Here is a 23,757-nt window from a genome sequence, read left to right as displayed (position 1 = left end):
GTGAGGTTCCGTCGATGAAGTGCGTGCTGGCGGGCTACGGAAGTCGCGGCGATGTCGAGCCCCTGGCCGCCGTCGGCCGCGAGCTGATGCGACGCGGCCACGACGTGCAGATAGCGGTCGCGCCCAACATGGTGGGCTTCGTCGAATCGGCAGGGTTGGCCGCGGTCCCGTACGGTCCCGACTCGCGGGAACAGATGGACTTCGCCGCGGCCTTCGTCGGCAAGGTCCAGAACCCCGTCACTATGTGGGCCGAGGTCGCCCGGCATGTCAACCAGGTCAAGTCGGAGAAGAGCGCCGTGCTGACACCGTTGGCAAACGGATCCGACCTGTTGGTCGCAGCCTTCAACGAGCAGGGCCTGGCCGCCAACATCGCGGAGTATCACGGCATTCCCCTCGGGGCGTTGCACTACTTCCCGTCGCGGATCTTGGGCTCCGGTGCATTCGGTCCGCAGATAATGAAGGAAGCCGACGACGCGCACCGCCGCGCGCTCGGCTTGCCGGAGCTCACCGGAGATCCGCGACCGGGGTTAGAAATCCAGGCCTATGACGCGATCTGCTTGCCGGGGCGGGTGGACGAATGGCTGGAACCGGAAACTGCGCCGTTGTTCGTCGGTGCGCTGACACTGGGGTTGCCAAGCGATGCTGACGACGAGGTGTTGTCCTGGATTGCCGCTGGCGCGCCGCCGATCTACTTCGGCTTCGGCAGCACACCGCTGACATCGCCTGTCGAGACCATCGCGGTGATCAGCGAGGCCAGCGCGCGCGTCGGCGAGCGGGCGTTGATTTGCACCGGCCCGAATGAAGTCACCGGCGTCCCGCACCCCGATCACGTAAAGATTGTGACCGGGGTGAACCACGCGGCCGTGTTTCCGTTGTGTCGCGCGGTCGTCCATCACGGCGGCGCCGGCGCGACGGCGGCAGGCATGCGGGCCGGAGTCCCCACACTGATTTTGTGGTTCTGGCTTGATCAGCCGGTCTGGGCAGCCGGGGTTGCAAAACTGAAAGTTGGCTCTGGACGCGGCTTTATGGAAAGCACCCTGGACTCAGTGATCGCGGACCTGCGGGGCCTCCTCGCTCCGGAATTGGCCGCGCGGGCTCGTGAGGTTGCCGCATTGATGACCAAGCCCGCCGAAAGCATCGCGCGCACCGTCGATCTCCTGGAAGAGGCCGCTCTCAAGCAGCCGCGATGAGCGCGAGCCGGCGTTGCCTAGGTGCAAACCACACCGTCTTCGTTAGCGCCTTGTGCACCAACAGCTTTCGCGGTCGTGCCGTCTGCGCCGGGTGCCTGGTCGCGGGCGAGTGCGATTGTGGAGGCCACCATCGCGACGACGGCGACGAGCAGGCCCAGCGTTGCCGATCCCCGCACCTCAAGGTGTTCGCCGAGCACGACAACTCCGAGCACTACCGCGACGACAGGTTCGCCGACCAGCATGATCGGCACCGACGCCTGCAATGCGCCGGCGTGAAAAGCGGAGCTTTGCACCATGGTCACCGCGACCGCCAGCACGACCAGTAGGTATGGCGCGGGGACGGTCAGCAGTGCGTGCCATCCCCCGACCGCGTAGCGGTGCGTGCAGATCTTCGTCAGAACCGCGACCACGCCGAGCAGCACCGCCACGGCGACCGCCAGCAGCATGGCGCGCGGACGCCCAATAGTGCGCCGTGCGACGACGAGGCAGGCGATTACCAGCGGTGCGGTGAGCAGCACCGCCAGGGTCCACGACGGTATCGGCGGACGGTTGTAACCCTCGCGCGGCTGGCCGACGAGCAAGAACGCCGCCAGGGCGACAGTCAACACGATCGCCCAACTCCACTCGGCCCGGGTGATGCGTTGATGGCAAAGCCTCGCGCTCAACGGCAACGCAAACAGCAGCGACGAAACCAGCAGCGGCTGCACCAGCATCAGGGATCCGTGCGCCAGAGCCAGGGCCTGGAACACAAAACCGGCGATGGCGGCGAGCAGACCTGCCCACCACAGCGGCTGGCGAACCACGTTCGTCACCGTCGGCCCGGTCAGATCGTCACCAGCCGCAACGTTTTGGGCGGCGCGCTGTCGAACGACGATGCCGACTGCTGCCCAGAACGCGGCGAGCAGCCCTGAGCAGATCGCGACGGCGTGCGATATCACCCACCCCATGTTTCGGACTGGTACCCCGGATTGCAACGCGGCTAACTCTGGCCCCACCGGATACAGCGTTGCGCACCCGCGCTCGGCGATGGCGCCGGGGTCGCCGCGGACTAGTCTGGCGGGCATGGCTATCGAGTCCACGATGCTCGCCCTCGGAACGTCCGCGCCGCCCTTCGCGTTGCCCGACCCAGCAACCGGAGCGGTGGTCAGCCTCGACGAGCTGGCGGGTCCCGCACTGGTCGTCACCTTCATCTGCAACCACTGCCCGTATGTCCAGCATGTCGCCGCCGGGCTGGCCGCGCTGGGCCGCGACCTGGCCGACCAAGGTGTCGCAATGGTGGGGATCTCCAGCAATGACGTGGCCACCTACCCGCAGGACGGCCCGGACCAGATGGTCGCCGAGGGCCGCCGCCACGGCTGGACGTTTCCGTACCTGTACGACGAGACGCAAGACATCGCGCGGTCCTTCTCCGCGGCGTGCACGCCCGATACGTTTGTGTTCGACGGCGAACGCCGACTCGTCTATCGCGGACAGCTCGACGACTCCCGGCCCAAAAACGAGCTACCGGTAACGGGCGCCGACATCCGGGCGGCGGTCGACGCCGTGCTGGCCGGGCAGCCGGTAGACCCCAACCAGCGGCCGTCAATAGGCTGCGGCATCAAGTGGCGTTGATCCGCCGCAGGCGGTAGGACCGACCACAGCTGGTAACGCGCGTTGTCACAACGTGAAATCGGGGGTCGCCGCGCCTCGGCCACGACCCTGCGTGCCCGCCCCCGCTGGTGCGTTCGTCGGCCGCAGCCCCAAATCGCTGGGTCCACGCCGGTGGCCAGTGCGTTCGCTACGAACGCGGGCGGATTATCCGCCGTTTGGTGATCGGCCTGGATGGGCACTTAATTGAACATGATTGCCGGTTACGTCGTGCGTTTTGTGGGTCCTGCGGCTGCAGCAGGTTTGAGCCTTGGCACCTCTGTCCTTTTCTCCCCTGCCCCAGCATCGGCCGAGCCGTGCCCGGACACGCAAGTGGTGTTCGCTCGCGGTACTGGTGAGCCAGAGGGAATCGGTCCGACCGGGCAAGCCTTCGTCGACAACCTGCGTGGGCGTGAGGGCGGAAAGTCCGTCGACGTCTACGCGGTCAACTACCCCGCCAGCAATGAGTGGGAGACCGGGATCGACGGCATTAGGGACGCCGGCGCTCATGTCGTGTCGATGGCGGGCAGCTGCCCCAAGACCAAGATGGTGCTCGGCGGGTTCTCCCAGGGCGCGGCCGTGATGGGCTTCGTGACGTCGGACGCGGTACCCGCTGGCGTTGATCCCGCGACGGTTCCCAAGCCGCTGGCGCCTGGCGTCGCCGACCATGTCGCCGCGGTGGTGCTCTTCGGTATGCCCAACGTGCGGGCGATGAACTTCCTAGGCGAGCCGCCCGTGGTCATCGGGCCGACCTATGCCGACAAGACCATCAAGGTCTGCGCTGAAGAAGACCCGGTGTGCTCGGATGGTATGAACTTCGCCGCGCACAACACCTACGCCGACGACGGCACCATGATCGACAAGGGCGCGTCCTTTGCGGCCAGCCGTCTCGATGCCGCCCCCGGCCCACCGGCACCAGTGACGCACGCGCCCAATGGTTTCGGCAACTAGGCGCTAGGCGTCTACCAGGACCACCCGATCACCAACGCGGATAACACCTTTCGTTGTTGCCTTGAAGTAGATGCCGGCGCAGGCTGCCAGTCCGCAACTGCCTGCTTCCAGACGATTCTCGGCGGCGGGTGTGCGGAGCGCCTGCGGAGCTCTTGGTAGCGGCCCGTGCTCCAACGTCGGTACCACGCAGCGTGGGGTAAGTTCCAGGCCGTGTAGCCGAAGTTCGCCGATGTCGAACTCCTTTTGAACCCAGTCATTTTCGACGTAAGGAGGGCAATCGGGCGGTGTCGCGATCACGATATTGGGCCGGTAGCGCAGGGCTTCGGCGCCGATGTGTTCCAGGGTGGCGGTGGTGATCGCGTGCAGTGGAGCATCGTCGGTAAACGAATCTCCCGGCGTTCCCAGGCCAATCTCCAAGATGCGACCCGCGATTTCGGCGTCCAACCCGAGGTCAAGCAGCTTTTCGGGGTCCGGACGTTCCACCGTCGCACCATCCGGCCGCTTGCTGACCAGTTGGACCGCACGTCCCAACAGGCGCGAGAGCAGCTCATTGACGTCGGGGTCGTCGGCCGCGACCCGCGTACCGTCGGGCAGCCCAATGCTTACGCCCCCGGTGTCTCCGCTGGCAGTGCATTTCAACAGCCCCCGCCATAGCCGCGCCTGTTTAGCGCTCGCTACATGCCCGGTTGCGGTGTCGAGGAGTGCCAGCCGCCGGTCTCCATCCGCGCCACGTTCGTCGACGAACAAGTGATCGACGGCTTCTCCGAGCATCGATTTCACCGGGTACCGGCGCAAGCTCTCGACCCTCATCTGAACATTCCCATCAAGCGACACCGCACAATCAGTTGCCGACCATCATCCACCAGCTGGCAACGTGACGCGCAGGGCGAACCGCGGTTTGCGACCGCGGGCGGCGATGGTTTCGAGAAGGGTGACGACCCGAAACCCGAATCCGTATTTGCGCTTGACAAGTGATTCGACGCGCGCGACCTCCCCGGGGTCGGTGATCACCTCGGCGGTCCCCGCAACGACGGGTTGGCCGGCCCGCACCTTGCCGGTTCGACCGCATGCCGTAAGCGTGACCCGGGGATCGTGTCGAATCCGCTTGACCTTCCACGAGTCGGCCGGTGTCCACACTGACAGGTGTGCACCGTCACCGACGATCCACATCGGCGCGGCGACCGCATCGCCGTTGCGCTTGAACGTCGTCAAAGATACGAACTTCTCATCGCCTAACCGGGCGGTCGCGTCCTTGCTCATCAGCTCCCCTCTCGGCGACGGATAACGCCGCGCTTTGCATCGGGTATCCCGCCCCATCGTGCAGTCAGCGGCCGGGTCGTGTACAAGAGTCTGATGGAGGATCGGGCCCGCAGATCTTTCGACCCGTCCACGCTGCGCGAAGCGATGGCCCGGCGGCTGTATCGACGGTCGAATGCCGAGGGGCAGATTCAGCTGCCAGCCGTTCCGGGCATGCTCGACGAGTACGTCAAGATGTGCGAAACCATCTTCGGCGGCCTGGGCATTCTGCACACAGACGAGGAACGCGCTCAGCTCAGGGAGGTGTTGCAAGGGGAACTGGCGAAAGCCTTTAAGGGCTCTTCGCGTTCGGACATCGTCATACAGTTCAGCGCACCGTTCGGCACGATGCTGAACTACCGCGTCAAACCCCAAGTGTCCACGGTCGGCATCGAATACGACAACTGGGTCACCACCCGCGAGGGCCCGTTGTTCGGCACCGCACCTGACGCGCGCGTCTGGGCGCTCGCCAACGAAGCCACCGACCCGAGCACGTGTCGGGTACTGGACGTCGGTGCCGGCACCGGACGAAATGCCCTCGCCTTGGCCCGCCGTGGTCACCCGGTCGACGCGGTGGAGTTGGCTGCCAAGTTCGCCGACATCATTCGCGCGGAAGCCAACCGGGATTCACTCGATGTCCGGGTTATCCAAAGCGACGTTTTCGTCGCGATGGAAGGTGTTCGCGAGGACTATCAGCTGATCGTGCTCGCCGAAGTGGTGCCCGACTTCCGCACCGCACACGAGCTGCGCGGCATGTTCGAACTCGCTGAGCAGTGTCTTGCCGCCGGCGGTCGTTTGGTGTTCAACACATTTTTGGCGCGCGACGGCTACACCCCTGACGACGCCGCACGAGAACTTGGGCAGCAATGCAACACCACGTTCTTCACCCGTGACGAGGTCACCACGGCGGCGGCCGGATTGCCGTTCTTGCTCGTCTCCGACGATTCGGCTTACGAGTACGAGAAAGCAAATTTGCCCGACGGCGCCTGGCCGCCCACGGACTGGTTCGACGGATGGGCTAATGGTCTCGACGTTTTCGATGTCGCGCGTGAAGAATCCCCCATCGAGTTGCGCTGGCTCGTGTACCGCAAGCAGGGTTGATTCGGCGACGATCCTTGCCCGACGTCTGGGTTATCAATAACGGGAACGACTTTCAACCCTGGGCCGCGGCTCCGCTGGCTACCTGAAGCGCCCCTCACGGTGACGATGCTCTGGGCGAACCAACACGGATCGGTTTCAGAGAGCTTCTGCCGGGCTACTTGATGGGCAGCAATCACGAGACCCATGAGGATCCCCCGTTTCAATGACGTCCAAGAGCAGCGCCGGGTATGTCCACCGAATACTTGGCATCAGCTGGCCACGCCGTTTCCTGTTCGTGGTGTTCGTTTTCATCGCGGTGGCCGGTGCAGCGCAGGTCGTGTTGCTCCCCGACTGCCCGAACGGTAGGTGCTCACATCGGGCAGACTCGGCGAACGGGTCTGGGGCGGCAAAGGTTTCGATCACTCCCGCTGTCAATGCACGCGACGTCGACCCGGTCGCGCAGGTAGAGGTGAAGGCTGACAACGGGACGATCACCGATGTTCGTATGGTCAATGATGGCGGCAAGTCGATCGACGGCGTGATGACGCCGGACAACACCGTCTGGAAGCCCACCACTCCCCTGGGCTATGGACGTACCTACACGCTGAACGTCAGCAGTCGCGGCACAGGCGGCGTTGTGTCCACTCAGGTGTCGTCATTCTCCACACTGCAGCCGTCGAACCAGACCAAAGTCTCGTTCACCACCACATCGCAGGCCTCGCTGCGAAACGGCGGCAGCTACGGGGTCGGCACCGTGGTCGTTGCCCACTTCGACGAGAAGATCGCCGATCGCGCCGCCGCCGAGCGACAGCTGAAAGTGACGACCGATCCCGTGGTGCAAGGTTCCTGGTTCTGGGTCGACGAGCAGAACGCGCATTGGCGACCAGAGAGCTACTACGCATCCGGTACCACCGTCACCGCCGAAGCGAAAATCTACGGAATTGCGCTGGGCGACGGCCTCTTCGGGCAAGAGGACACCCGGGTGTCGTTCCGGATCGGCGACGCTCACGTCTCGATCGCCGATGATGCCACCAAGACGGTCAGCGTTTACAGCAACGGAGCTCTGGTCCGCACCATGCCCACCTCCATGGGAATGGGTGGCACCGAGACGGTCGGCGCGCAGACCATATCGCTGTGGACCCCCTCCGGCATCTACACCGTGCTGGACAAGGGCAATCCCGTGGTGATGGACTCCTCGACATTTGGGCTGCCGAAAAACTCCCGCCTCGGATACCGGGAGACCATCAATTACGCGACCCGAATCAGCATCGACGGCATCTATCTGCACCAGCTCGACGCGACGGTGTGGGCGCAGGGACACACCGACACCTCGCACGGGTGCCTGAACCTCAACGCCGACAACGCGAAATGGTTCTACGGCTTCTCGGTTCCCGGTGACGTGGTCGAGATCCGCAACACCGGTGGGCCATCGTTGAAACTGGCCGAAAACGGCGACTGGACGCTGCGCTGGGACCAGTGGCGCGGCGGCAGCGCGTTGAAGCCCGCTTAGCGACACCAAATTTTTACGGGGTGTTGCACCGATAAAGTCTTGACTGATTCCAGATAAGTGGGCCATATTGGCCTTGTGTCGTCAACGTCGGACTACGCAGAGCGGTTGAGGCTTGCCGATCTGCGTGTGACCCGGCCCAGGATTGCGGTCCTGGAGGCAGTGCACGCCCATCCACATGCCGACACCGAGACGATCTTCTCCTCGGTGCGAGCCGGTCTCCCCGACGTTTCGCGTCAGGCGGTGTACGACGTGCTCAATGCCCTCACGGCGGTGGGCCTGGTCCGGCGCATCCAGCCATTGGGGATGGTCGCGCGATACGAATCTCGGGTCGGCGACAACCACCATCACGTCGTATGCCGGTCCTGCGGCATCATCGGCGACGTTGACTGCGCGGTCGGCGACGCCCCCTGCCTGACCCCGTCGGACGACAACAACGTTCTCGATGGCTTCGTCCTCGATGAGGCGGGAGTCATCTACTGGGGCACTTGCCCCAACTGCTCGAGTGCAGATTCCTGATCACAGCCCGTGATCACAGCCCGATTCACCCACCACCGGAAGGAATGCTGTGTCATCAGATACATCCCACAAGAGCGAGAGTGAGAACCCGGGCATCGCGGCCCCCGAGCCCAAGGGTGATGCGCCCCGGACCAACCAGGACTGGTGGCCCAACCAGATCGACGTATCGAGGCTGCACCCGCACTCACCCCAGGCCAACCCGCTCGGCGACGACTTCGACTACGCCGAAGAGTTCGCCAAGCTCGACGTCGAGGCCGTCAAGGCCGACCTGGTGTCGGTGCTGACCACCTCCCAGGACTGGTGGCCCGCCGACTACGGCCACTACGGTGGCTTCTTCATTCGGATGAGCTGGCACGCCGCCGGCACCTACCGCATTTACGACGGCCGCGGCGGTGGCGGTCAGGGCTTGCAGCGCTTCGCGCCGCTGAACAGCTGGCCCGACAACGCCAGCCTGGACAAGGCACGCAGACTGCTGTGGCCGGTCAAGAAGAAGCACGGCAACAAGATCTCCTGGGCGGACTTGCTGCTGCTGGCCGGCAACGTTGCGCTGGAGTCGATGGGATTCGAAACCTTTGGGTTCGCTTTCGGTCGCCCCGACGTGTGGGAGCCTGAGGAGATCCTCTTCGGTGAAGAGGGCGAATGGTTGGGCACCAACAAGCGTTACTCCGGCAAGCGCGATCTTGCGGAACCCTACGGTGCGACCACCATGGGTCTGATCTACGTGAATCCCGAAGGCCCCGAAGGTAAACCGGACCCGGTTGCCGCGGCGATCGACATCCGCGAGACCTTCGGCAGGATGGCGATGAACGACGAGGAGACCGCTGCGCTGATCGTCGGCGGCCACAGCTTCGGCAAGACCCACGGCGCCGGCAACGGTGATCTGGTCGGCCCCGAGCCCGAGGCCGCCCCGATCGAACAGCAGGGGCTCGGCTGGAAGAGCTCCTATGGCAGCGGCTCGGGCGAGGACGCCATCACCAGCGGCCTCGAGGTGGTATGGACGCCTACCCCGACCAAGTGGGACAACACCTTCCTGGAGACGCTGTACGGCTACGAATGGGAGCTGGTCAAGAGCCCGGGCGGAGCCTGGCAGTTCACGGCCAAGGACGGCGCCGGCGCGGGCACCATTCCCGATCCGTTCGGCGGACCGGGCCGTGCTCCGACGATGTTGGTCACCGACGTCTCCCTGCGAGAGGACCCGATCTACCGCGAGATCACCCAGCGCTGGCTGAAGAACCCCGACGAGCTGGCGGTGGCGTTCGCCAAGGCGTGGTACAAGCTGCTGCACCGTGATCTGGGACCGATTTCGCGTTACCTCGGTCCGTGGGTTCCCGAACCGCAGCTGTGGCAGGATCCGGTTCCGGTCGTCGACCACCCGTTGGTCAACGACAAGGACGTGACGGCTCTGAAAAAGAAGGTGCTTGAGTCCGGCCTGACCGTTCCCCAGCTGGTTAAGACCGCATGGTCGGCGGCGGGCAGCTACCGCAACACCGACAAGCGCGGTGGTGCGAATGGGGCGCGGATTCGTCTTGAGCCGCAACGGAATTGGGAGGTCAACGAGCCATCCGAGCTGGACAAGGTGTTGCCCGTGCTGGAAAAGATCCAGCAGGACTTCAACGCCTCGGCGTCGGGCGGCAAGAAGATCTCGCTGGCTGATGTGATCGTGTTGGCCGGTTCGGCGGCGGTCGAGAAGGCGGCCAAGGAGGCCGGGTACGACATCGCGGTGCATTTCGCCCCCGGCCGTACTGATGCTTCCCAGGAGAACACCGATGTGGAGTCGTTCGCGGTGCTCGAGCCGCGAGCCGACGGGTTCCGCAACTACGCGCGGCCCGGGGAGAAGGCCCCGCTGGAGCAGCTCCTGCTGGAGCGGGCTTACCTGCTCGGTGTGACTGGTCCGGAGCTGACGGTGCTCATCGGTGGCTTACGTGCCCTTGGTGCCAACCACGGCGGGAGCAAGCACGGCGTGTTCACCGACAAGCCGGGCGCCTTGACCAACGACTTCTTCGTCAACCTGCTCGACATGGGCACGGAGTGGAAGGCGTCGGAGACCCAGGAGAACGTCTACGAGGGCCGCGACCGGGCCTCTGGCGCTCCCAAGTGGACCGCAACCGCGAACGACCTCGTGTTCGGCTCGAACTCGATCCTGCGGGCTCTCGTCGAGGTCTACGCGCAGGATGACAACGCAGGCAAGTTCGTCGAGGACTTCGTTGCGGCGTGGGTCAAGGTGATGAACAACGACCGGTACGACCTCAAGTGATACCGGCCTGATCGCTGCTACCAGACGACACCCCGCGGGCGCCCCGGTTCGCGGGGTGTCGTTCGTCTCGGCGAGCCCGTGAGGCCCGCCACACTACTACCCACGAGTAACCTACGACAGCGTAAGTTGCGTACGCTTTGTTGAAGCGCCGATGCGTCCAACGAGTAAAGCTGGGTAAACGGTTGAGATGAGCGACTTGAGGTACATCGAACTGCACGGCGACCGGATCGCCTACCGGGAAGCCGGCCACGGTCAAGCCCTTCTGCTGATACACGGGATGGCAGGCAGCTCGGCCACCTGGCGTGAGATCATCCCGCAGCTGGCCAAGAAGTACCGCGTCATCGCGCCGGACCTGCTCGGCCACGGCGAGTCCGCTAAGCCCCGCGGCGATTACTCGCTGGGAGCATTCGCGGTTTCTCTGCGTGATCTGCTCGACGAACTCGGCGTGACGCGCGCAACCGTGGTCGGGCAGTCGCTGGGCGGCGGCATCGCGATGCAATTCACCCATCAGCACCGGGATTACTGCGAGCGGCTGGCCCTGATCGGCAGCGGCGGCCTCGGCCCAGAGCTCAGCCCGGTGCTGCGGATGCTGTCGGCACCCGGTGCCGAGTTGGTGTTGCCCGTGGTCGCGCCGCAGCCCGTGCTGAACGTCGGCAACAAGGTGGGTTCATGGTTGGCGACCGCGGGGGTTCGCGCACCGCGAGCAGGTGAGATGTGGCAGGCGTATTGCTCGCTGTCGGACGCGCGGACCCGTCAGGCGTTTTTGCGGACGTTGCGCTCAGTCGTGGACTATCGCGGTCAGGCGGTCAGCGCGCTCAACAAGCTGCACGTCGCGGCCGGCTTGCCTACCGTGCTGATCTGGGGTGATCAGGATCGGATCATTCCGGTCGCGCACGCCTACGCTGCCCACGATGCGCTCGACGGCAGTCGCCTCGAGGTGATCGAGGGTGTCGGGCACTTCCCCCACGTGGAAGCGCCGGCGGCGGTGGCCGACATCCTGGAGGACTTCATCGCCTCGACGACACCCCAGGCGACGGGCAGCTCGGTGCCGCTGGGCATGTAGCGGGCTCAGCGGTTGAGATCCCACTGTCCGTAATCGGCCGCGAGGACGTCGTCCACATCCACGTTGATGCCGCCAAGAATGGGGCCGGGATTGGATGGGCTGTTGACGATCGCTTGGTACAGCACCGCCATGGGCTCGCGCTGGCCATGTGACCACGACCGTGTTTGCCATGCCCAGCGGTGTCCGGCACTCGTCGAGTTGCCGATCACGCCGTCCCTGATCGCCCACCCGCACGCGTTGTTGTGGCCGTAGATGCCGGTGCGTCCTACGCCGAGTACCGAGTTGATTCCCCGAAACCAGTCGACGGCAACGGTATTCCAAGTGCTCTGGTCTATATCGTCGTCGACACTGAAGAAGATTGGTGCCGAATTCGGGCCTCCCGCAGCGGTATGGAGTTGCAGGGCCGTTTGAGCGTCCGCCACGCCACCGTCGTGTCCGCGGGTGAGATCAGACGGGGTAGCGGGCCATCCCGGCTTGCCGTACTGAAAGTTGCTGACGATCTGAAGTCCTGCTGCGCGCAATGCGTCCGCGTACTGGCGAGTGATGGGCTTCGCTTCGAAATGCGCCCCCGGCCGCTCCGCCGAGACGTAGTTGATCACCCCGGCGTAACCGGCGGCTTTGATCTCATCCGGCGAGATTCGTTTCTCCGCAAAGTCGATTAGCTGGATGTTGTCGGCGGCGGCCCGGGGTGCACCGCACGTTGCGGTCAGGCTCAGTAGCGCCGGAGCGACGGCATATTTGAAGATTTTGCGTCGTGAAACAGATCGTGGCGCAGCCGAATCGGGCATCGCGCGATGGTAGCAAAACCAGCTAGAGTCCTCGCTCGTTCAGCCAGGAAACGATGTGGTCGGCCACGGTCACCCAGTCGGATTCCAGCATCATCTCGTGTCCCATGCTCGGGAAGATACTTGCCTCGGTGCCGTAGGCCTTTGCCGTCCTGCGCACGTCGGCGGGTGGGTAAATCCCGTCGTGCTCACTGCCGAGCACCAGCAGGGGCGTGGTAACTCGGGTTGTCTTCACGAGTTTGAGTGCGACCATGTCGCCGAGGATTGCCCGCGTGCTGTCCGGCCGCAGCCGCCCCATGCCTTCGATCACCACGGACTCGGGCGTCGACGGGCCGAAGAACGTATCTCGTGCGCCCGCCAGCGTCCCCCCGCACATGTCGGCCGGCCGACCTGTCAGCGCGAACTTGTTGCTGCTCAACGGATACTTGCGCATTGCCCGCAACATGCTCCGCAGATGTCCGCGCGGCGGTGCGGAGGCCAGCAGGACTCCGGCCGGCGCGTCGTTGCTTTCCAGGTACTTCTGCACGATGAAACCACCCATCGAATGCCCGATCGGAATAGGCTGTGGTACAAGGGTATTAGCGATGGAGGCGACGTCTTCGACGAAGTCCGATATCGAGCACAGCCGCATCGATTTGTCCACGGGGCTAGCGCCGTGGCCGCGATAGCTGGGCGCTACGACACGAAACCCACGCCCCGCGAAGTAGTCGAGAAAATTCACGTCCCAGCACCATGCGCCTTGGAAGCCGCCGTGCACAAAAAGCAATGGGTGCGGGTGCTCCTCACTCGTCTCACCCTTGTCGATGACTTCAATCATGATTGTCAATTCCTATCGGGGTTTTGATGTTTGGTCATTATGGATTCGTTGCCGGATGCACGGCGGCCTGATCCGAGGCCCGACATTGCTTGTTGTCAGAGCCGGTGGTCGGCCTTGATGAACTGTGCGGCATGTTCGCCGATTACTACGCAGGGCGCCATGGTGTTGCCACTGGTGATGCGCGGCATGATCGACGCGTCGGCGACGCGCAGCTTCTCGACGCCGTAGACGTTGAGGTGTCCATCGACCACCGACATTTGGTCACGGCCCATCTTCGCCGTTCCCGATTCGTGCCAATAGGTGGTGACTGCGTTGCGCAAGTAGGTTTCCAACTCGTCACCCGTCAGGTTGCCCGGCATGACTTCGCGCGTGACATAAGGGCTCATCGCAGCGGAATTGCCTAATTCCCTGAGGGTGTCGATGCAGGCGATGCCCGTCTTGACATCGTAGGGATCAGACAGTGCGTTCGCCTCGATCCGAAGCGGGTCGCTCGGATCGGGACCGGTCAATCGCAACTGCCCGCGGCTCTTGGGGTGCGTCGGGGAGCCGAACAGGACCCATGCGTTCTGCGGTAACCCATATTTGGCGACGTTTTCGGGCGTGGACTTGCCAAAGGGAGCGAAACAGGCGAACAGGTCCGGTCCGTCATGGTCGCCGAGGCCGGAGTCCCAGAACAGCGTCGCCCCCGACTCGGTGCTGCCCTGCACGTCCTCGGGCAGCTCCCAGACACAGTCAAACCCGAAGTGGTCTTGAAGGTTACGTCCGACCCCGGGCAAGTGTTCTCGGACCGCGATACCGAGCCGGGACAGTTCGTCCGCGTCGCCGATGCCAGACTGCATCAGCACCTTGGGCGTGTGAATCGCTCCGAGCGACAACACAACCTCGACGTTGGCGGTCGCGTGATGGATCGTGCCCTGATGGAGGATGTCGACGCCGGTGGCCCGATTCCCCTCGAATTCGACCCGTGTCACCAACGCGTTCGAGACCACGGTCAGGTTCGGCTTGTCGAGATATGGGGCGGCATAGGTGCGAAATATCGACTGGCGTTTTCCACCGCGGCTACGCAGGTCGGTGATCGCGGCACCGCGCATATCTTCCATCAGGCGACCGTTGGGGCTTTGGTACGTCGGGATCCCCAGTGTCCTAGCCGCTTTCACCGTCGCGGCGGCGGCCGGATGTGCGCCTGGAGCCGGCTGAACAAACACCGGGCCTCCCCTGCCTCGATGGTCCGGCTCGCCTACGCCGTGCCAGTCCTCGATCTGTTTGTACAGATCCAGGACCGCCTCATAGCCCCAGGCCGGTTCACCGGACTCGGCCGCGAACAGGTCCCAGTCACTGCGGTGCCCGCGTGCCCAGATCATTACGTTGATGCTGGATCCGCCACCCAACACCTTGCCCATCGAGAATCCGATCGAGCGCCCGTGCAGCCTGGGGTCGGGGTCGGACACGAATCCCCAATCGCGTTCACTGCCCAGATTCAGTGGCCACTGGCTCGCCTCGGTGACGCTGGGAACTTCGTCGCTCCCGCCGGCCTCCACCAGCAAGACCGAGACGTCGGGATTTTCCGCCAACCGTCCGGCGATGACCGATCCCGACGAACCGGCGCCACACACGATCACGTCGTAGCTTGTTCGTACTGCCGCCTTCACGATGACCCCGTCCTAGCCACGCTGGGACGGGCCGGATGGTTACCCGGACCCACGAATTCCCGTGTGGATAGCCTCAATTCGGAGCAAGTGGAGCACGGGTTGTCAGATGTGATGTGGATTACAGGCGTTCGGCGGCTTTCATGAGGCGACTGGCGAGAAAGCCGACGAGCTTGCCGGACATTTCAGCGGCCTGCATGTGTCGTCGCGGCCGCGGGCCGCAGCAACCGGGCGCTGATCAAGGCCGAAAGCCAACCGGGTGAGAAGCTGCTGGCGGTAGACATGATCCGATTGCGCCACCCGGGGACCGCGACGCCTCGGCCTCGGTCGAGTGCGCGCAGTCCCGCTGACACCACCGGCTCCGGTGCCGCCAGGCGTCGGTAGATCGCGGTGTGCGAGACATCCGATCCCAGTGCATCGACGAATCCGGTGCGGGTGGGTCCTGGGCACAGCGCAGTCACCGTTACGCCCGAGCCCCGGGTCTCTGCCCACAACGCCCGGCTTAGCGAAAGTACGAAAGCCTTCGAGGCGCCGTAGGTGGCCTGATAGGTCCCGGGCGTAAACGCGATCGTGGAGGCGACGTTGAGGATGCCGCCGCGACCGCGGGCCAGCATTCCGGGAAGCACCGCATGCGTGAGACGAACCAGCGCATCGACGTTGACCGCGACCAGCTCATGCTCGCGGTCGGCATCCAGTTCCGAAAACCGCCCGTACGTGCCGAACCCGGCATTATTGACCAGCACCTCGACCGCACGTCCCTCGAGCCGCACCGCGAGGGCATCGACGCCCGACCGGGTGCCCAGGTCCCCGACGACCACTTCGACGTCAATCCCGGCAGTGCCATGGCGAACTCGCTGCGCCACCGCGTTTAGCCGAACTTCGTCGCGTCCGGCCAGTAGCAATGACAAACTCCGCTTGGCCAGCATGTCGGCGAAGATCGCGCCGAGACCAGAGCTGGCACCCGTGATCACCGCCCAGCCGCCGGCTCCCCCGTGTCGTTGAGTTGACATTTCGGCTCCTTCCAAAAATGTGAATGCCATAAACATAAGTCAGCATGTTAATGTCGTCAACATGTCTGCGAAGAAGGCACCTGCTGCGACGGCGAAGCCGCGTCACAGCTACCACCACGGCGATCTCAAACGAGCGCTGACCAGCGCCGCGCTCTCGCTCGTGGCCGAGCGGGGGCCAAAGGGTTTCACGTTGACCGAAGCGGCGCGACGGGCGGGCGTCAGCGCCGCGGCTCCGTACCGTCACTTCACCGACAAGGCCCACCTACTCGCTACAGTCGCTGAACAGGGATTTCTTGAGCTCCACACGGCATTGACGGCCGCCGTTGATGCCGTGTCGGAGCCGACGGAGAAGCTGATTGAAATAGGTCGCGCATATGTGCGTTTTGCCCTTGGTCATCCGGACCAGTACCGCGTCATGTTCGGCGCGGATACCCACAAAACCCAGTACCCGAGCCTGGCGGTCGCTGCAGGTCAAGCCTTTGGAGTTTTGCTCGACGGGATAGCCGCGTGTCAGGCCGCCGGGTCGCTGCGCGGCCAAGAACCGCGCGAGGCCGCCGGACCGCTGTGGTCCCTCGTGCACGGCATCGCATCTCTGGCCATCGACGGTGAGCTGCGCAATGTCGGGATCGACCAAAGCCCCGAAATCATGGTCTCCGACGCCCTGTCCGATCTGTTCGACCGCTGAACCGGGACTTCGTCTGTGCCACGCCGGCGCTTACGCCAGCAAACAATTGCTCCCCGGCATCGATCGATGATGAGCCCATTGGCTCACAACACGATCCATGCGGCAAGCGTTTCAGCACGGCCTGGAACAGTGATCTGGCGGCCGCACGGATGGACGAAAGTCGCCGAAACCTAGGATTGAAGGGCACCGATGGCGCGTTGCGTCGATTAGCTGATCGAACTATAGTCTGGACACATGTCCAGTTTGCTGTCACGGGGTTCGGGAGCTCGTTGATCGCAATGGATTCGGCGCCCTTCCGCGTTCGTTAACCAGCAAAGAAGAGTTGAGTATGCGTATTGCCTTGTTGTCCTACCGTAGTAAGACCCATTGCGGTGGGCAGGGCGTCTACATACGCCATCTCAGCCACGGTCTCGTCGAACTCGGTCACGATGTCGAAATCTTCTCCGGACAGCCGTATCCGGAACTGCTCGATCCCCGGGTGCGGTTGACCAAGGTGCCGAGCCTTGACCTGTACCGCGAGCCCGACCCGTTCCGGGTGCCGCGCCCGAGCGAGATCCGCGACTCGATCGACCTGTTGGAACTCCTCACCGTGTGGACCGCGGGGTTCCCCGAGCCGCGGACTTTCACGATGCGTGTTGCGCGGCTGTTGGCTGAGCGTGCCGGAGATTTCGACGTCGTCCACGACAACCAGAGCCTGGGCACCGGACTGCTCACGATTTCGGGCACCGGGATGCCGGTGGTCGCGACCGTGCACCACCCCATCACCCGTGACCGGGTGCTCGATGTGGCTGCCGCAAAGTGGTGGCGAAAGCCGTTGGTGCACCGCTGGTATGGGTTTTCCACGATGCAAGAACAGGTTGCGCGCCAGATTCCGGACTTGTTGACGGTCTCGTCGTCGTCGGCCGCGGACATCGTCTCCGACTTCGGGGTGTCGGCGGATCAGCTGCACGTTGTGCCGTTGGGTGTGAACACCGAACTGTTCCAACCGGGTTCGGGCCCACGGCAACCGGGACGCATCATCGCGATCGCCAGCGCCGACACCCCGCTGAAGGGCGTCAGTACTCTGCTGCACGCGGTCGCCAAGACTCGGATGAATCGGGATGTCGAGTTGCGGCTCGTCGCCAAAGTGGAGCCCAACGGCCCCACGCACAAGCTGATCGCCGAACTGGGCATCTCCGACATCGTGCACATCACCAGCGGGCTCTCCGATGCCGAGTTGGCAGCCTTGTTCGCCTCGGCAGAGGTCGCCTGTATTCCGTCGCTCTACGAAGGCTTTTCGCTTCCTGCCGTGGAAGCGATGTCGAGCGGTACCCCGATCGTCGCGAGTCGGGTGGGAGCATTGCCCGAGGTTCTCGGGACCGATGGCGCGTGCGCCGAATTGGTGCCGCCCGCCGACGTCGACGCGTTGACCCGCGCCCTCGGTGAGCTCCTCGATTCGCCGGAAAAGCGCCGCAGCCTGGGAAAGGCGGGACGAGCGCGCGCCGTCAGCGTGTTCAGCTGGGAAGCCGTCGCTGCGCAAACCGTGCAGGTTTATCAGCGGGCAATCGCACGAAAGGCCGCGACCGAAGGCGAACTGCAATGCTGACAGTCGATTTCGATCGGCTGGGGATCGGGCCCACCAGCAAGGTCATCGACGTGGGTTGCGGAGCCGGCCGGCATGCATTCGAGGCATACCGCCGCGGTGCCGACGTCATCGCGTTCGACCGCGACGAAGACGAATTGCAGTCTGTGGACGCCATTCTGAAAGCGATGGCCGAAGGCGGCGAGGCGCCCGCCGCGGCATCAGCGCAGACGGTCGTCGGTGATGCGTTGAAATTGCCCTACCCGGACCAGACATTCGACTGTGTCATCGCATCCGAAATCCTGGAACACATCACGCAAGACGACGAGGCGATCGTGGAGCTGATCCGGGTACTCAAAGTCGGTGGCATGCTGGCGGTCAGTGTGCCGCGGTGGCTTCCCGAACAAGTCTGTTGGCTACTGTCCGACGAGTATCACGCCAACCTGGGCGGCCACATCCGCATCTACCGGGCCAGCGAACTGCGGGACAAGATCGCCGATAGCGGCATGGACTTGACGCATTCCCATCATGCGCATGCACTGCATTCGCCGTTCTGGTGGCTGAAGTGCGCTGTCGGGGTTGAGAATACCGAGCACCCCGCGGTCACGGCCTACCATAAACTCCTGGTGTGGGATCTCATGCAGCGGCCGAACCTCACCCGGATCGCGGAGTCGGTGCTCAATCCTCTCGTGGGCAAGAGCGTGGCGATGTATTTCACCAAGCCGCAGCCAGCGGAAGTCGAAGCCACCCCGGGGTATTCAGTTGCGTCGATTTAACGCGCCGGCAGTCCCGGGTGTCTTCAGTCCGGAGCAGTGTCGCCAGACAGCCCTGTCCATCGCCGCCGAGCAGGAATCATCGGGTGCCATCCCCTGGTTTCACGGCGGACACACCGACCCGTGGGATCACGTGGAATCGGCAATGGCGCTCACCGCTGCCGGACTGCTGGAACCGGCCCGGGCTGCATATGAGTGGAGCCGTCGCACTCAGCGGTCCGACGGCTCCTGGCCCCTTCAGTTCCGGGCAGGGACAATCGAAGACGCCAACAGCGACAGCAATTTCTGCGCCTACATCGCCACGGGTGTCTGGCATTACGTGTCGGTCACCCGTGACGAATCATTCGCCGCATCCATGTGGCCGACGGTCCACAAGGCGATCGACTTCGTCATCGATCTGCAGATTGGCTACGGTGAGATCTGTTGGGCTCGAAGCGGATCCGGGCCAGTACGCGAAGCCCTGCTCACAGGTTGCGCCAGTGTGTACCACAGCATCCGGTGTGCGCTTGCGCTGGCTGCCCTGCTGGACGACCCGCAGCCTGAGTGGGAGCTGGCATTGGGGCGGTTGGGGCATGCGCTGGTCGCGCATCCGGAGGCGTTCACCGAAAAGGACCGCTACTCGATGGATTGGTACTACCCCATCCTCGGTAGTGCGCTGCGGGGCCCGGCCGCTGTAGCACGAATCAAGCAGCGCTGGGACGACTTTGTAGTCGACGGTCTCGGCATTCGCTGCGTGGCCGACCGGCCTTGGGTGACCGGCGCCGAAACCTGCGAGCTGGTCATGGCGCTCGAAGCCATCGGGCAACGCTCCGCGGCGCACAAGCAATTCACGGCGATGCAGCACTTGCGCGAAGAAGACGGTTCGTATTGGACCGGTCTGGTATTCGCCGACGGCAAGCGGTGGCCCGAAGAGCGCACCGCGTGGACCGGTGCGGCGGTGATCCTGGCGGCCGACGCGCTGTCGGACACCACCGCGGGCGCGGGGATCTTCCGCGCCCATGGTCTGCCGCTGGGTCTGCAGACCGACTTCGATTGTGAGTGTGTGGTTACCGGGCCCGGTCGATGACCTCGATCGGCTCGCCGACCCGACCGTTGGTGCGTTCGAGCACCCGCAGCGACCCAAGTGCGGAGATCTCCCGGAACTGACCGGAATCTAGTGCGCGGCAATAGATGTAATACGGCGGACGCCCGCCGTCCTTCGGGTCGGGGAATACGTCATGGATGACCAGTGCCCCGCCGACGTTCACCCATTTCGCCCAGCCGTTGAAGTCCTCGGTGGCCGCGGCCTCGGAGTGGCCGCCGTCGATGAACAAGAACTGCAGCGGTGACCCCCAACCGCGGGCCACGATCGGTGACTTACCCACGACCGCCACCACGTGGTCGTCCAGCCCGGCGGCGTCCAGGGTGCGTCGAAACGTCGGCAGCGTGTCGAACAATCCGGTCACCTCGTCGACCATCGAGGCGTCGTGGTAGTCCCAGCCGGCCTGATGTTCCTCGGAGCCATGGTGGTGGTCGATCGTGAACAGCACTCCGGCCGTCTGTTGCGCCGCTGCGCCGAGCAGCAGGGTCGACTTGCCGCAATAGGTACCGATCTCGACACCGACACCGCCGTTGAGGTATCGCAGCGCCGCGTCGTACAGCGCGCGCCCCTCGTCGTCCGGCATGAAACCCGTCACCCGTTCGGCCAGCGCGAATAGGCGCTCGGGTGCACTCGCGTCGGTGTGGCTCATGGGCTGAACCTATCGGTCGGCGTGCTGTGGCCGACATCGTGGTCGGGGTCCGTCGGGATCGGAGTTCACCCAGCCCAGCGGCGGAGACGGATTCGATTTAACATCGTGCTGTGCGCGTTCTACTCATGTGTAAATCGGTTGGTGTGTGCCTGGCTGCGGTCGTGATCGCGGGTGCACTGATGTTGGCGCCCGCGGCACTGCCGTTTGGGTCGCAATGGTCGGCGCCATCGGCGGCGGCTAGCTGTCCTCAGGTCCAGGTGGTTTTCGCCCGTGGCCGAAATGAATCGCCGGGCCCGGGGCAACTCGGCAACGCATTCATCAATAATCTGCAATCCAAGGTCGGCAATAAGAGTTTCAGCTCGTACGCCGTGAAGTACCCCGCCGACACCCAGGTCGACGTCGGTGCCAACGACATGAGCCATCACATCCAGGACATGGCCAACAACTGCCCGGACACCCGGCTGGTGTTGGGCGGTTACTCACTTGGCGCCGCCGTCACCGACGTGGTGCTTGCCGCGCCCATCGGCGCGTTCGGCTTCGACAGCCCCCTGCCGCCGGGCATGGATCAGCACATCGCCGCCGTCGCGTTGTTCGGCAACGGGAGCCAATGGGTGGGTCCGATTACGAACTTCAATCCGACCTACAACGACCGGACCATCGACTTGTGTCACGGCGCGGACCCGATCTGCAATCCGGCCGACCCGAACACCTGGAAGGAAAACTGGCCTGCGCATCTCGCCGGTGCCTACATCGACGCGGGCATGGCCAATCAGGCCGCCGACTTCGCGGCGAGCAAGCTCTAGCTAGAGCCATTCGTCACGGGCGACGAGCACGTCGCGTAGTAGGTCGGCGCGATCGGTAATGATCCCGTCCACGCCGATGTCGAGCAGCGTCCGCATCGCGGTCGGGTCGTCGACCGTCCACGCGTGCACCTGGCGCCCCGAGGCGTGGGCAGCCCGCACCAGCGCGGGCGTGATCACCGGTAGGCGTCCGAGCCGCGGCGGTAGTTGCAGGCAGTCACTGTCGTGCAACATCCGCCAGGCGTATGCCCGGCTGGCCGGCGTTTTCGCCGCTACCAGCGCCAGGAACACGACGGTGCCCGCCGAAGTGGCGACGCGTTTGGACAGCAAGCGCAGTGCGCGGCGGCGACGCCGGTCGGAGAAGGCTGTCACCAACACCCGGTCATGCGCGTTCAACCGCTCGATCACCTCGACGGTCGGTTCGACGGCCGACTCGGCCTTGATATCGATGTTGATCCGCATCGTCGGCAGTTCGACCAGGAGTTCCTCCAGCGTCGGGATAGACTCCCCCGCACCCAGATCCGCCGTGCGGACATCCGGCCAAGCAAGTTGGTCGATCGTGCCCGGCAGCTCCGACTGGGCGGGCAGCTGACGGTCGTGCAGGATCACCGCCACTCCGTCGCGGGTGGCGCGTACGTCCGTCTCGATGTAGCGAAATCCCAGCTTTGCCGCCTCGTGAAATGCGCCCATGCTGTTCATGGGAAACCTGAACGAGGTGAATCCCCTGTGCGCCATGGCAATCCGTCCAGTGCTGCGGAGATACTCGAGGGTTTCCGCACCGCCATCGTTCATGGGGTCAACCGCCGATCCGTTGTCGCGCTCTTGCCAGCTTTGGCAAAAGGCTACGCGGAACCCGGGGACCTCGGCGGCGCGTTTGATTGTGCCGTTTCAGCTTTGAGTGTGCGGGCTACGGCGGGAGTCGGGGCTCAAATTACGCCCGCGGCGCACACTCGATTTCCACAGCACATGGTTTCACCGGACTGTGCGCAATGCACGCCATAGTTGGACCTCGAACTGCATTGACGTCGTGGATAGGGCTGGGATTGAATGCAATCTGCATTCTTCTCGAGAGGATCCGCAATGCCACGCCTGAATCCTGTTCCCAGGAGTGAGGTCAACGACGAATTCACGTTGAAGATGTACGACTTCATGTTCGGCGATCGTGATCCGGTGACCGAACCGGGCACCGTCGGTGGAACACCTGGGAACTGGTGGACGGTGATGGCCCAGTCCCCCGCCGCCCTGCGCCATGCTGTTCGTGGCTTTCGCCTGTACCGCCAAGAAGTGAGCATCCGGCCCGATCACCGTGAGCTCGGTCAGATCCGGGCGGGCTGGGTGGTCGGCAGCCAGTTCGTCTACTCCCAGCATTGCAAGGCGTGCCGGTCCGCGGGGTTGTCCGAGGGGAAGATCGCGGCGATACCGTCGTGGGAGACCGCCGATTGTTTCGATCACACCGAACGGTTGCTGCTGGCCTACGCGGATTGCCTTGCGGGCCAACATGGCCGGGTGCCCGAGCAGTTGTTCACCCAACTGCGGGAAGTGTTCACTGACACCGAGATCCTCGAATTCACCTACACCACCACCATGTACGTCATGCACGCGATCATGTCGCGGGCGCTGCGCCTGGAGTTCGACGACGTCGACGATCCGATCGTGGAGGTCGACGACCCCGAGGGTGGCGGTGTGCTGGACATCGGCGCCGCTACCGCGGGGGATGACTGAGATGACCGAGATCGACGGCCGATCAGACCTGGCTTACCGGCTGATCCGGCGCGCGATCGCCGAGGGTGATTTCGAGCCGGGTTCGCGACGCGTTGAACAGCGCATCGGCGAGATGTTCGACCTGTCTCGCACCCCGGTGCGAGAGGCATTGCGGGCCTTGGCCGCCGATGGCCTGGTCGTCATCGAGCGCAACCGGGGCGCGGTCGTCGCGACGATGTCCGCGACCGATGTTCGCGACCAGTACGAGCTGCGCGCCCGACTCGAATCGCTGGCCGCCGAGCGCGCCGCAACCCGGATGGACGCCGAGGGCATCGCGGCACTCAACGCGGCGATCGCCGACTTCGACGCGGGGATCGAGCTCGTGACAAATGGCTCACTGAATGCCGGATTGTGCCGAATCACGGCCGCCAACAGCGCCTTTCATCAAGGGGTCAGCGCATCGGCGATTGTCCGCACTGCTGGTGCACGCGGTCGATATTCCGTTGGTGTATCAAGTGTTCCGGCATCAGACCCGGGCTGAAAGTGAGCGCTCCAACCTGTTCCATCGGATGCTCCGCGACGCGATCGCCGACGGCGAGGCCCAGCGCGCCGGTTCCCTGATGGCCGAGCACATCATGCAGGGCCGTGACGGTGTGCTGGCGTTAGGATCGCACACGCGTGCCGAATCCGAAACCCATGCCTCGTGACCGTTTCGGTCACCGAGAGGATTGCGGCCGGATGATTGGGTCGCCGTCGCGGTGTC

Annotated in this window: 25 protein-coding genes; 16 read left to right on the top strand and 9 right to left on the bottom strand. The window is 64.3% G+C overall.

Annotated elements, in window-relative coordinates:
- Positions 1–14: 14 nt before the first annotated feature.
- A complete protein-coding gene (locus DB708_RS17325; protein WP_108924376.1) occupies positions 15–1,190 on the top strand; it encodes a glycosyltransferase in 1,176 nt (391 codons plus the stop codon).
- A 17-nt stretch (positions 1,191–1,207) separates the two neighbouring features.
- On the opposite strand, the gene DB708_RS17320 is transcribed toward DB708_RS17325, so the two are convergent.
- On the bottom strand, positions 1,208–2,254 hold the full coding sequence (locus tag DB708_RS17320; protein ID WP_235616802.1) for a DMT family transporter: 1,047 nt from the start codon (positions 2,252–2,254) through the stop codon (positions 1,208–1,210).
- Between DB708_RS17320 and DB708_RS17315 the strand changes: the two genes are divergently transcribed.
- On the top strand, positions 2,253–2,801 hold the full coding sequence (locus DB708_RS17315) for a thioredoxin family protein (RefSeq protein WP_108923831.1): 549 nt from the start codon (positions 2,253–2,255) through the stop codon (positions 2,799–2,801). The two genes, DB708_RS17320 and DB708_RS17315, sit on opposite strands and share 2 nt — an antisense overlap.
- Positions 2,802–3,029: 228 nt before the next feature.
- Complete coding sequence (locus tag DB708_RS17310) at positions 3,030–3,767, top strand: cutinase family protein (protein ID WP_108923829.1); 738 nt, start codon at positions 3,030–3,032, stop codon at positions 3,765–3,767.
- 3 nt (positions 3,768–3,770) lie between these two features.
- On the opposite strand, the gene DB708_RS17305 is transcribed toward DB708_RS17310, so the two are convergent.
- Together DB708_RS17305 and DB708_RS17300 are read right to left on the bottom strand one after the other, a co-directional pair.
- Entirely contained in the window at positions 3,771–4,577 is an 807-nt protein-coding gene (locus DB708_RS17305; RefSeq protein ID WP_108923827.1) for an MOSC domain-containing protein, read from the bottom strand.
- Positions 4,578–4,622: 45 nt separating this feature from the next.
- Positions 4,623–5,027 carry a PPOX class F420-dependent oxidoreductase gene (locus DB708_RS17300; RefSeq protein ID WP_108923825.1) on the bottom strand — a complete coding sequence of 135 codons (405 nt, stop codon included), beginning with the start codon at positions 5,025–5,027 and terminating at the stop codon, positions 4,623–4,625.
- Positions 5,028–5,120: 93 nt separating this feature from the next.
- Here DB708_RS17300 and DB708_RS17295 point away from each other — a divergent pair, with 93 nt between their 5' ends.
- The 5 genes from DB708_RS17295 to DB708_RS17275 all read left to right on the top strand — a co-directional run bounded on the left by DB708_RS17295 (position 5,121) and on the right by DB708_RS17275 (position 11,486).
- Positions 5,121–6,164: a class I SAM-dependent methyltransferase gene (locus tag DB708_RS17295; protein WP_108923823.1), complete on the top strand. Its 1,044-nt coding sequence runs from the start codon at positions 5,121–5,123 to the stop codon at positions 6,162–6,164.
- Positions 6,165–6,366: 202 nt separating this feature from the next.
- Positions 6,367–7,653 carry a L,D-transpeptidase gene (locus DB708_RS17290; protein WP_108923821.1) on the top strand — a complete coding sequence of 429 codons (1,287 nt, stop codon included), beginning with the start codon at positions 6,367–6,369 and terminating at the stop codon, positions 7,651–7,653.
- Positions 7,654–7,728: 75 nt separating this feature from the next.
- Positions 7,729–8,169 (top strand): Fur family transcriptional regulator, encoded by a 441-nt coding sequence (locus DB708_RS17285; RefSeq protein ID WP_108923819.1) that lies wholly within the window; start codon positions 7,729–7,731, stop codon positions 8,167–8,169.
- 49 nt (positions 8,170–8,218) lie between these two features.
- Positions 8,219–10,423 carry a catalase/peroxidase HPI gene (katG, locus tag DB708_RS17280; RefSeq protein ID WP_108923817.1) on the top strand — a complete coding sequence of 735 codons (2,205 nt, stop codon included), beginning with the start codon at positions 8,219–8,221 and terminating at the stop codon, positions 10,421–10,423.
- A gap of 187 nt (positions 10,424–10,610) precedes the next feature.
- Positions 10,611–11,486: an alpha/beta fold hydrolase gene (locus DB708_RS17275; RefSeq protein ID WP_108923815.1), complete on the top strand. Its 876-nt coding sequence runs from the start codon at positions 10,611–10,613 to the stop codon at positions 11,484–11,486.
- 5 nt (positions 11,487–11,491) lie between these two features.
- Here DB708_RS17275 and DB708_RS17270 read toward each other — a convergent pair whose 3' ends face one another.
- The 4 genes from DB708_RS17270 to DB708_RS17255 all read right to left on the bottom strand — a co-directional run bounded on the left by DB708_RS17270 (position 11,492) and on the right by DB708_RS17255 (position 15,744).
- On the bottom strand, positions 11,492–12,274 hold the full coding sequence (locus DB708_RS17270) for a DUF1906 domain-containing protein (protein ID WP_108923813.1): 783 nt from the start codon (positions 12,272–12,274) through the stop codon (positions 11,492–11,494).
- Between the two features lie 22 nt (positions 12,275–12,296).
- On the bottom strand, positions 12,297–13,088 hold the full coding sequence (locus tag DB708_RS17265) for an alpha/beta hydrolase (RefSeq protein WP_108923811.1): 792 nt from the start codon (positions 13,086–13,088) through the stop codon (positions 12,297–12,299).
- Positions 13,089–13,183: 95 nt separating this feature from the next.
- Complete coding sequence (locus DB708_RS17260) at positions 13,184–14,740, bottom strand: GMC family oxidoreductase (RefSeq protein ID WP_165839863.1); 1,557 nt, start codon at positions 14,738–14,740, stop codon at positions 13,184–13,186.
- A 179-nt stretch (positions 14,741–14,919) separates the two neighbouring features.
- The gene (locus DB708_RS17255; protein ID WP_108924375.1) at positions 14,920–15,744 is read right to left on the bottom strand and encodes an SDR family NAD(P)-dependent oxidoreductase; all 825 of its coding nucleotides are present in this window, start codon (positions 15,742–15,744) and stop codon (positions 14,920–14,922) included.
- 61 nt (positions 15,745–15,805) lie between these two features.
- Between DB708_RS17255 and DB708_RS17250 the strand changes: the two genes are divergently transcribed.
- The 4 genes from DB708_RS17250 (at position 15,806) to DB708_RS17235 (ending at position 19,829) form a co-directional block, all read left to right on the top strand.
- Complete coding sequence (locus DB708_RS17250; protein ID WP_108923807.1) at positions 15,806–16,429, top strand: TetR/AcrR family transcriptional regulator; 624 nt, start codon at positions 15,806–15,808, stop codon at positions 16,427–16,429.
- A 328-nt stretch (positions 16,430–16,757) separates the two neighbouring features.
- Positions 16,758–18,014 carry a glycosyltransferase family 4 protein gene (locus DB708_RS17245; RefSeq protein WP_108923805.1) on the top strand — a complete coding sequence of 419 codons (1,257 nt, stop codon included), beginning with the start codon at positions 16,758–16,760 and terminating at the stop codon, positions 18,012–18,014.
- Positions 18,008–18,766 carry a class I SAM-dependent methyltransferase gene (locus DB708_RS17240; RefSeq protein ID WP_108923803.1) on the top strand — a complete coding sequence of 253 codons (759 nt, stop codon included), beginning with the start codon at positions 18,008–18,010 and terminating at the stop codon, positions 18,764–18,766. Before DB708_RS17245 ends, DB708_RS17240 begins: the two co-directional genes overlap by 7 nt.
- Entirely contained in the window at positions 18,753–19,829 is a 1,077-nt protein-coding gene (locus DB708_RS17235; protein WP_108923801.1) for a prenyltransferase, read from the top strand. The genes DB708_RS17240 and DB708_RS17235 overlap by 14 nt, the downstream gene beginning before the upstream one ends.
- On the opposite strand, the gene DB708_RS17230 is transcribed toward DB708_RS17235, so the two are convergent.
- Positions 19,810–20,493: a class I SAM-dependent methyltransferase gene (locus DB708_RS17230; RefSeq protein WP_108923799.1), complete on the bottom strand. Its 684-nt coding sequence runs from the start codon at positions 20,491–20,493 to the stop codon at positions 19,810–19,812. The two genes, DB708_RS17235 and DB708_RS17230, sit on opposite strands and share 20 nt — an antisense overlap.
- Positions 20,494–20,618: 125 nt before the next feature.
- On the opposite strand from DB708_RS17230, the gene DB708_RS17225 reads away from it, so the two are divergent.
- Entirely contained in the window at positions 20,619–21,296 is a 678-nt protein-coding gene (locus DB708_RS17225; RefSeq protein ID WP_108923797.1) for a cutinase family protein, read from the top strand.
- Here the strand turns inward: DB708_RS17225 and DB708_RS17220 are convergent, their stop codons facing one another.
- Positions 21,297–22,085, bottom strand: coding sequence for a glycerophosphodiester phosphodiesterase family protein (locus DB708_RS17220; RefSeq protein WP_108923795.1), 789 nt, complete (start codon positions 22,083–22,085; stop codon positions 21,297–21,299).
- A gap of 288 nt (positions 22,086–22,373) precedes the next feature.
- On the opposite strand from DB708_RS17220, the gene DB708_RS17215 reads away from it, so the two are divergent.
- From DB708_RS17215 to DB708_RS17205, 3 genes are read left to right on the top strand one after another with little or no spacing between them, the layout of a single operon-like run.
- Positions 22,374–23,015, top strand: a complete 642-nt coding sequence (locus DB708_RS17215) for a carboxymuconolactone decarboxylase family protein (protein ID WP_108923793.1) — start codon at positions 22,374–22,376, stop codon at positions 23,013–23,015.
- Between the two features lies 1 nt (position 23,016).
- Positions 23,017–23,535 (top strand): GntR family transcriptional regulator, encoded by a 519-nt coding sequence (locus DB708_RS17210; protein ID WP_165839843.1) that lies wholly within the window; start codon positions 23,017–23,019, stop codon positions 23,533–23,535.
- Positions 23,510–23,701, top strand: a complete 192-nt coding sequence (locus tag DB708_RS17205; protein WP_108923789.1) for a hypothetical protein — start codon at positions 23,510–23,512, stop codon at positions 23,699–23,701. The genes DB708_RS17210 and DB708_RS17205 overlap by 26 nt, the downstream gene beginning before the upstream one ends.
- Positions 23,702–23,757 lie beyond the last annotated feature (56 nt).

Origin of the sequence: Mycobacterium montefiorense, from assembly GCF_003112775.1 — a bacterium.
In the GTDB taxonomy this organism is placed as follows: domain Bacteria; phylum Actinomycetota; class Actinomycetes; order Mycobacteriales; family Mycobacteriaceae; genus Mycobacterium; species Mycobacterium montefiorense.
Note: the sequence above shows the minus strand (reverse complement) of the source record. Positions and strands in the feature narration are given on the sequence as shown.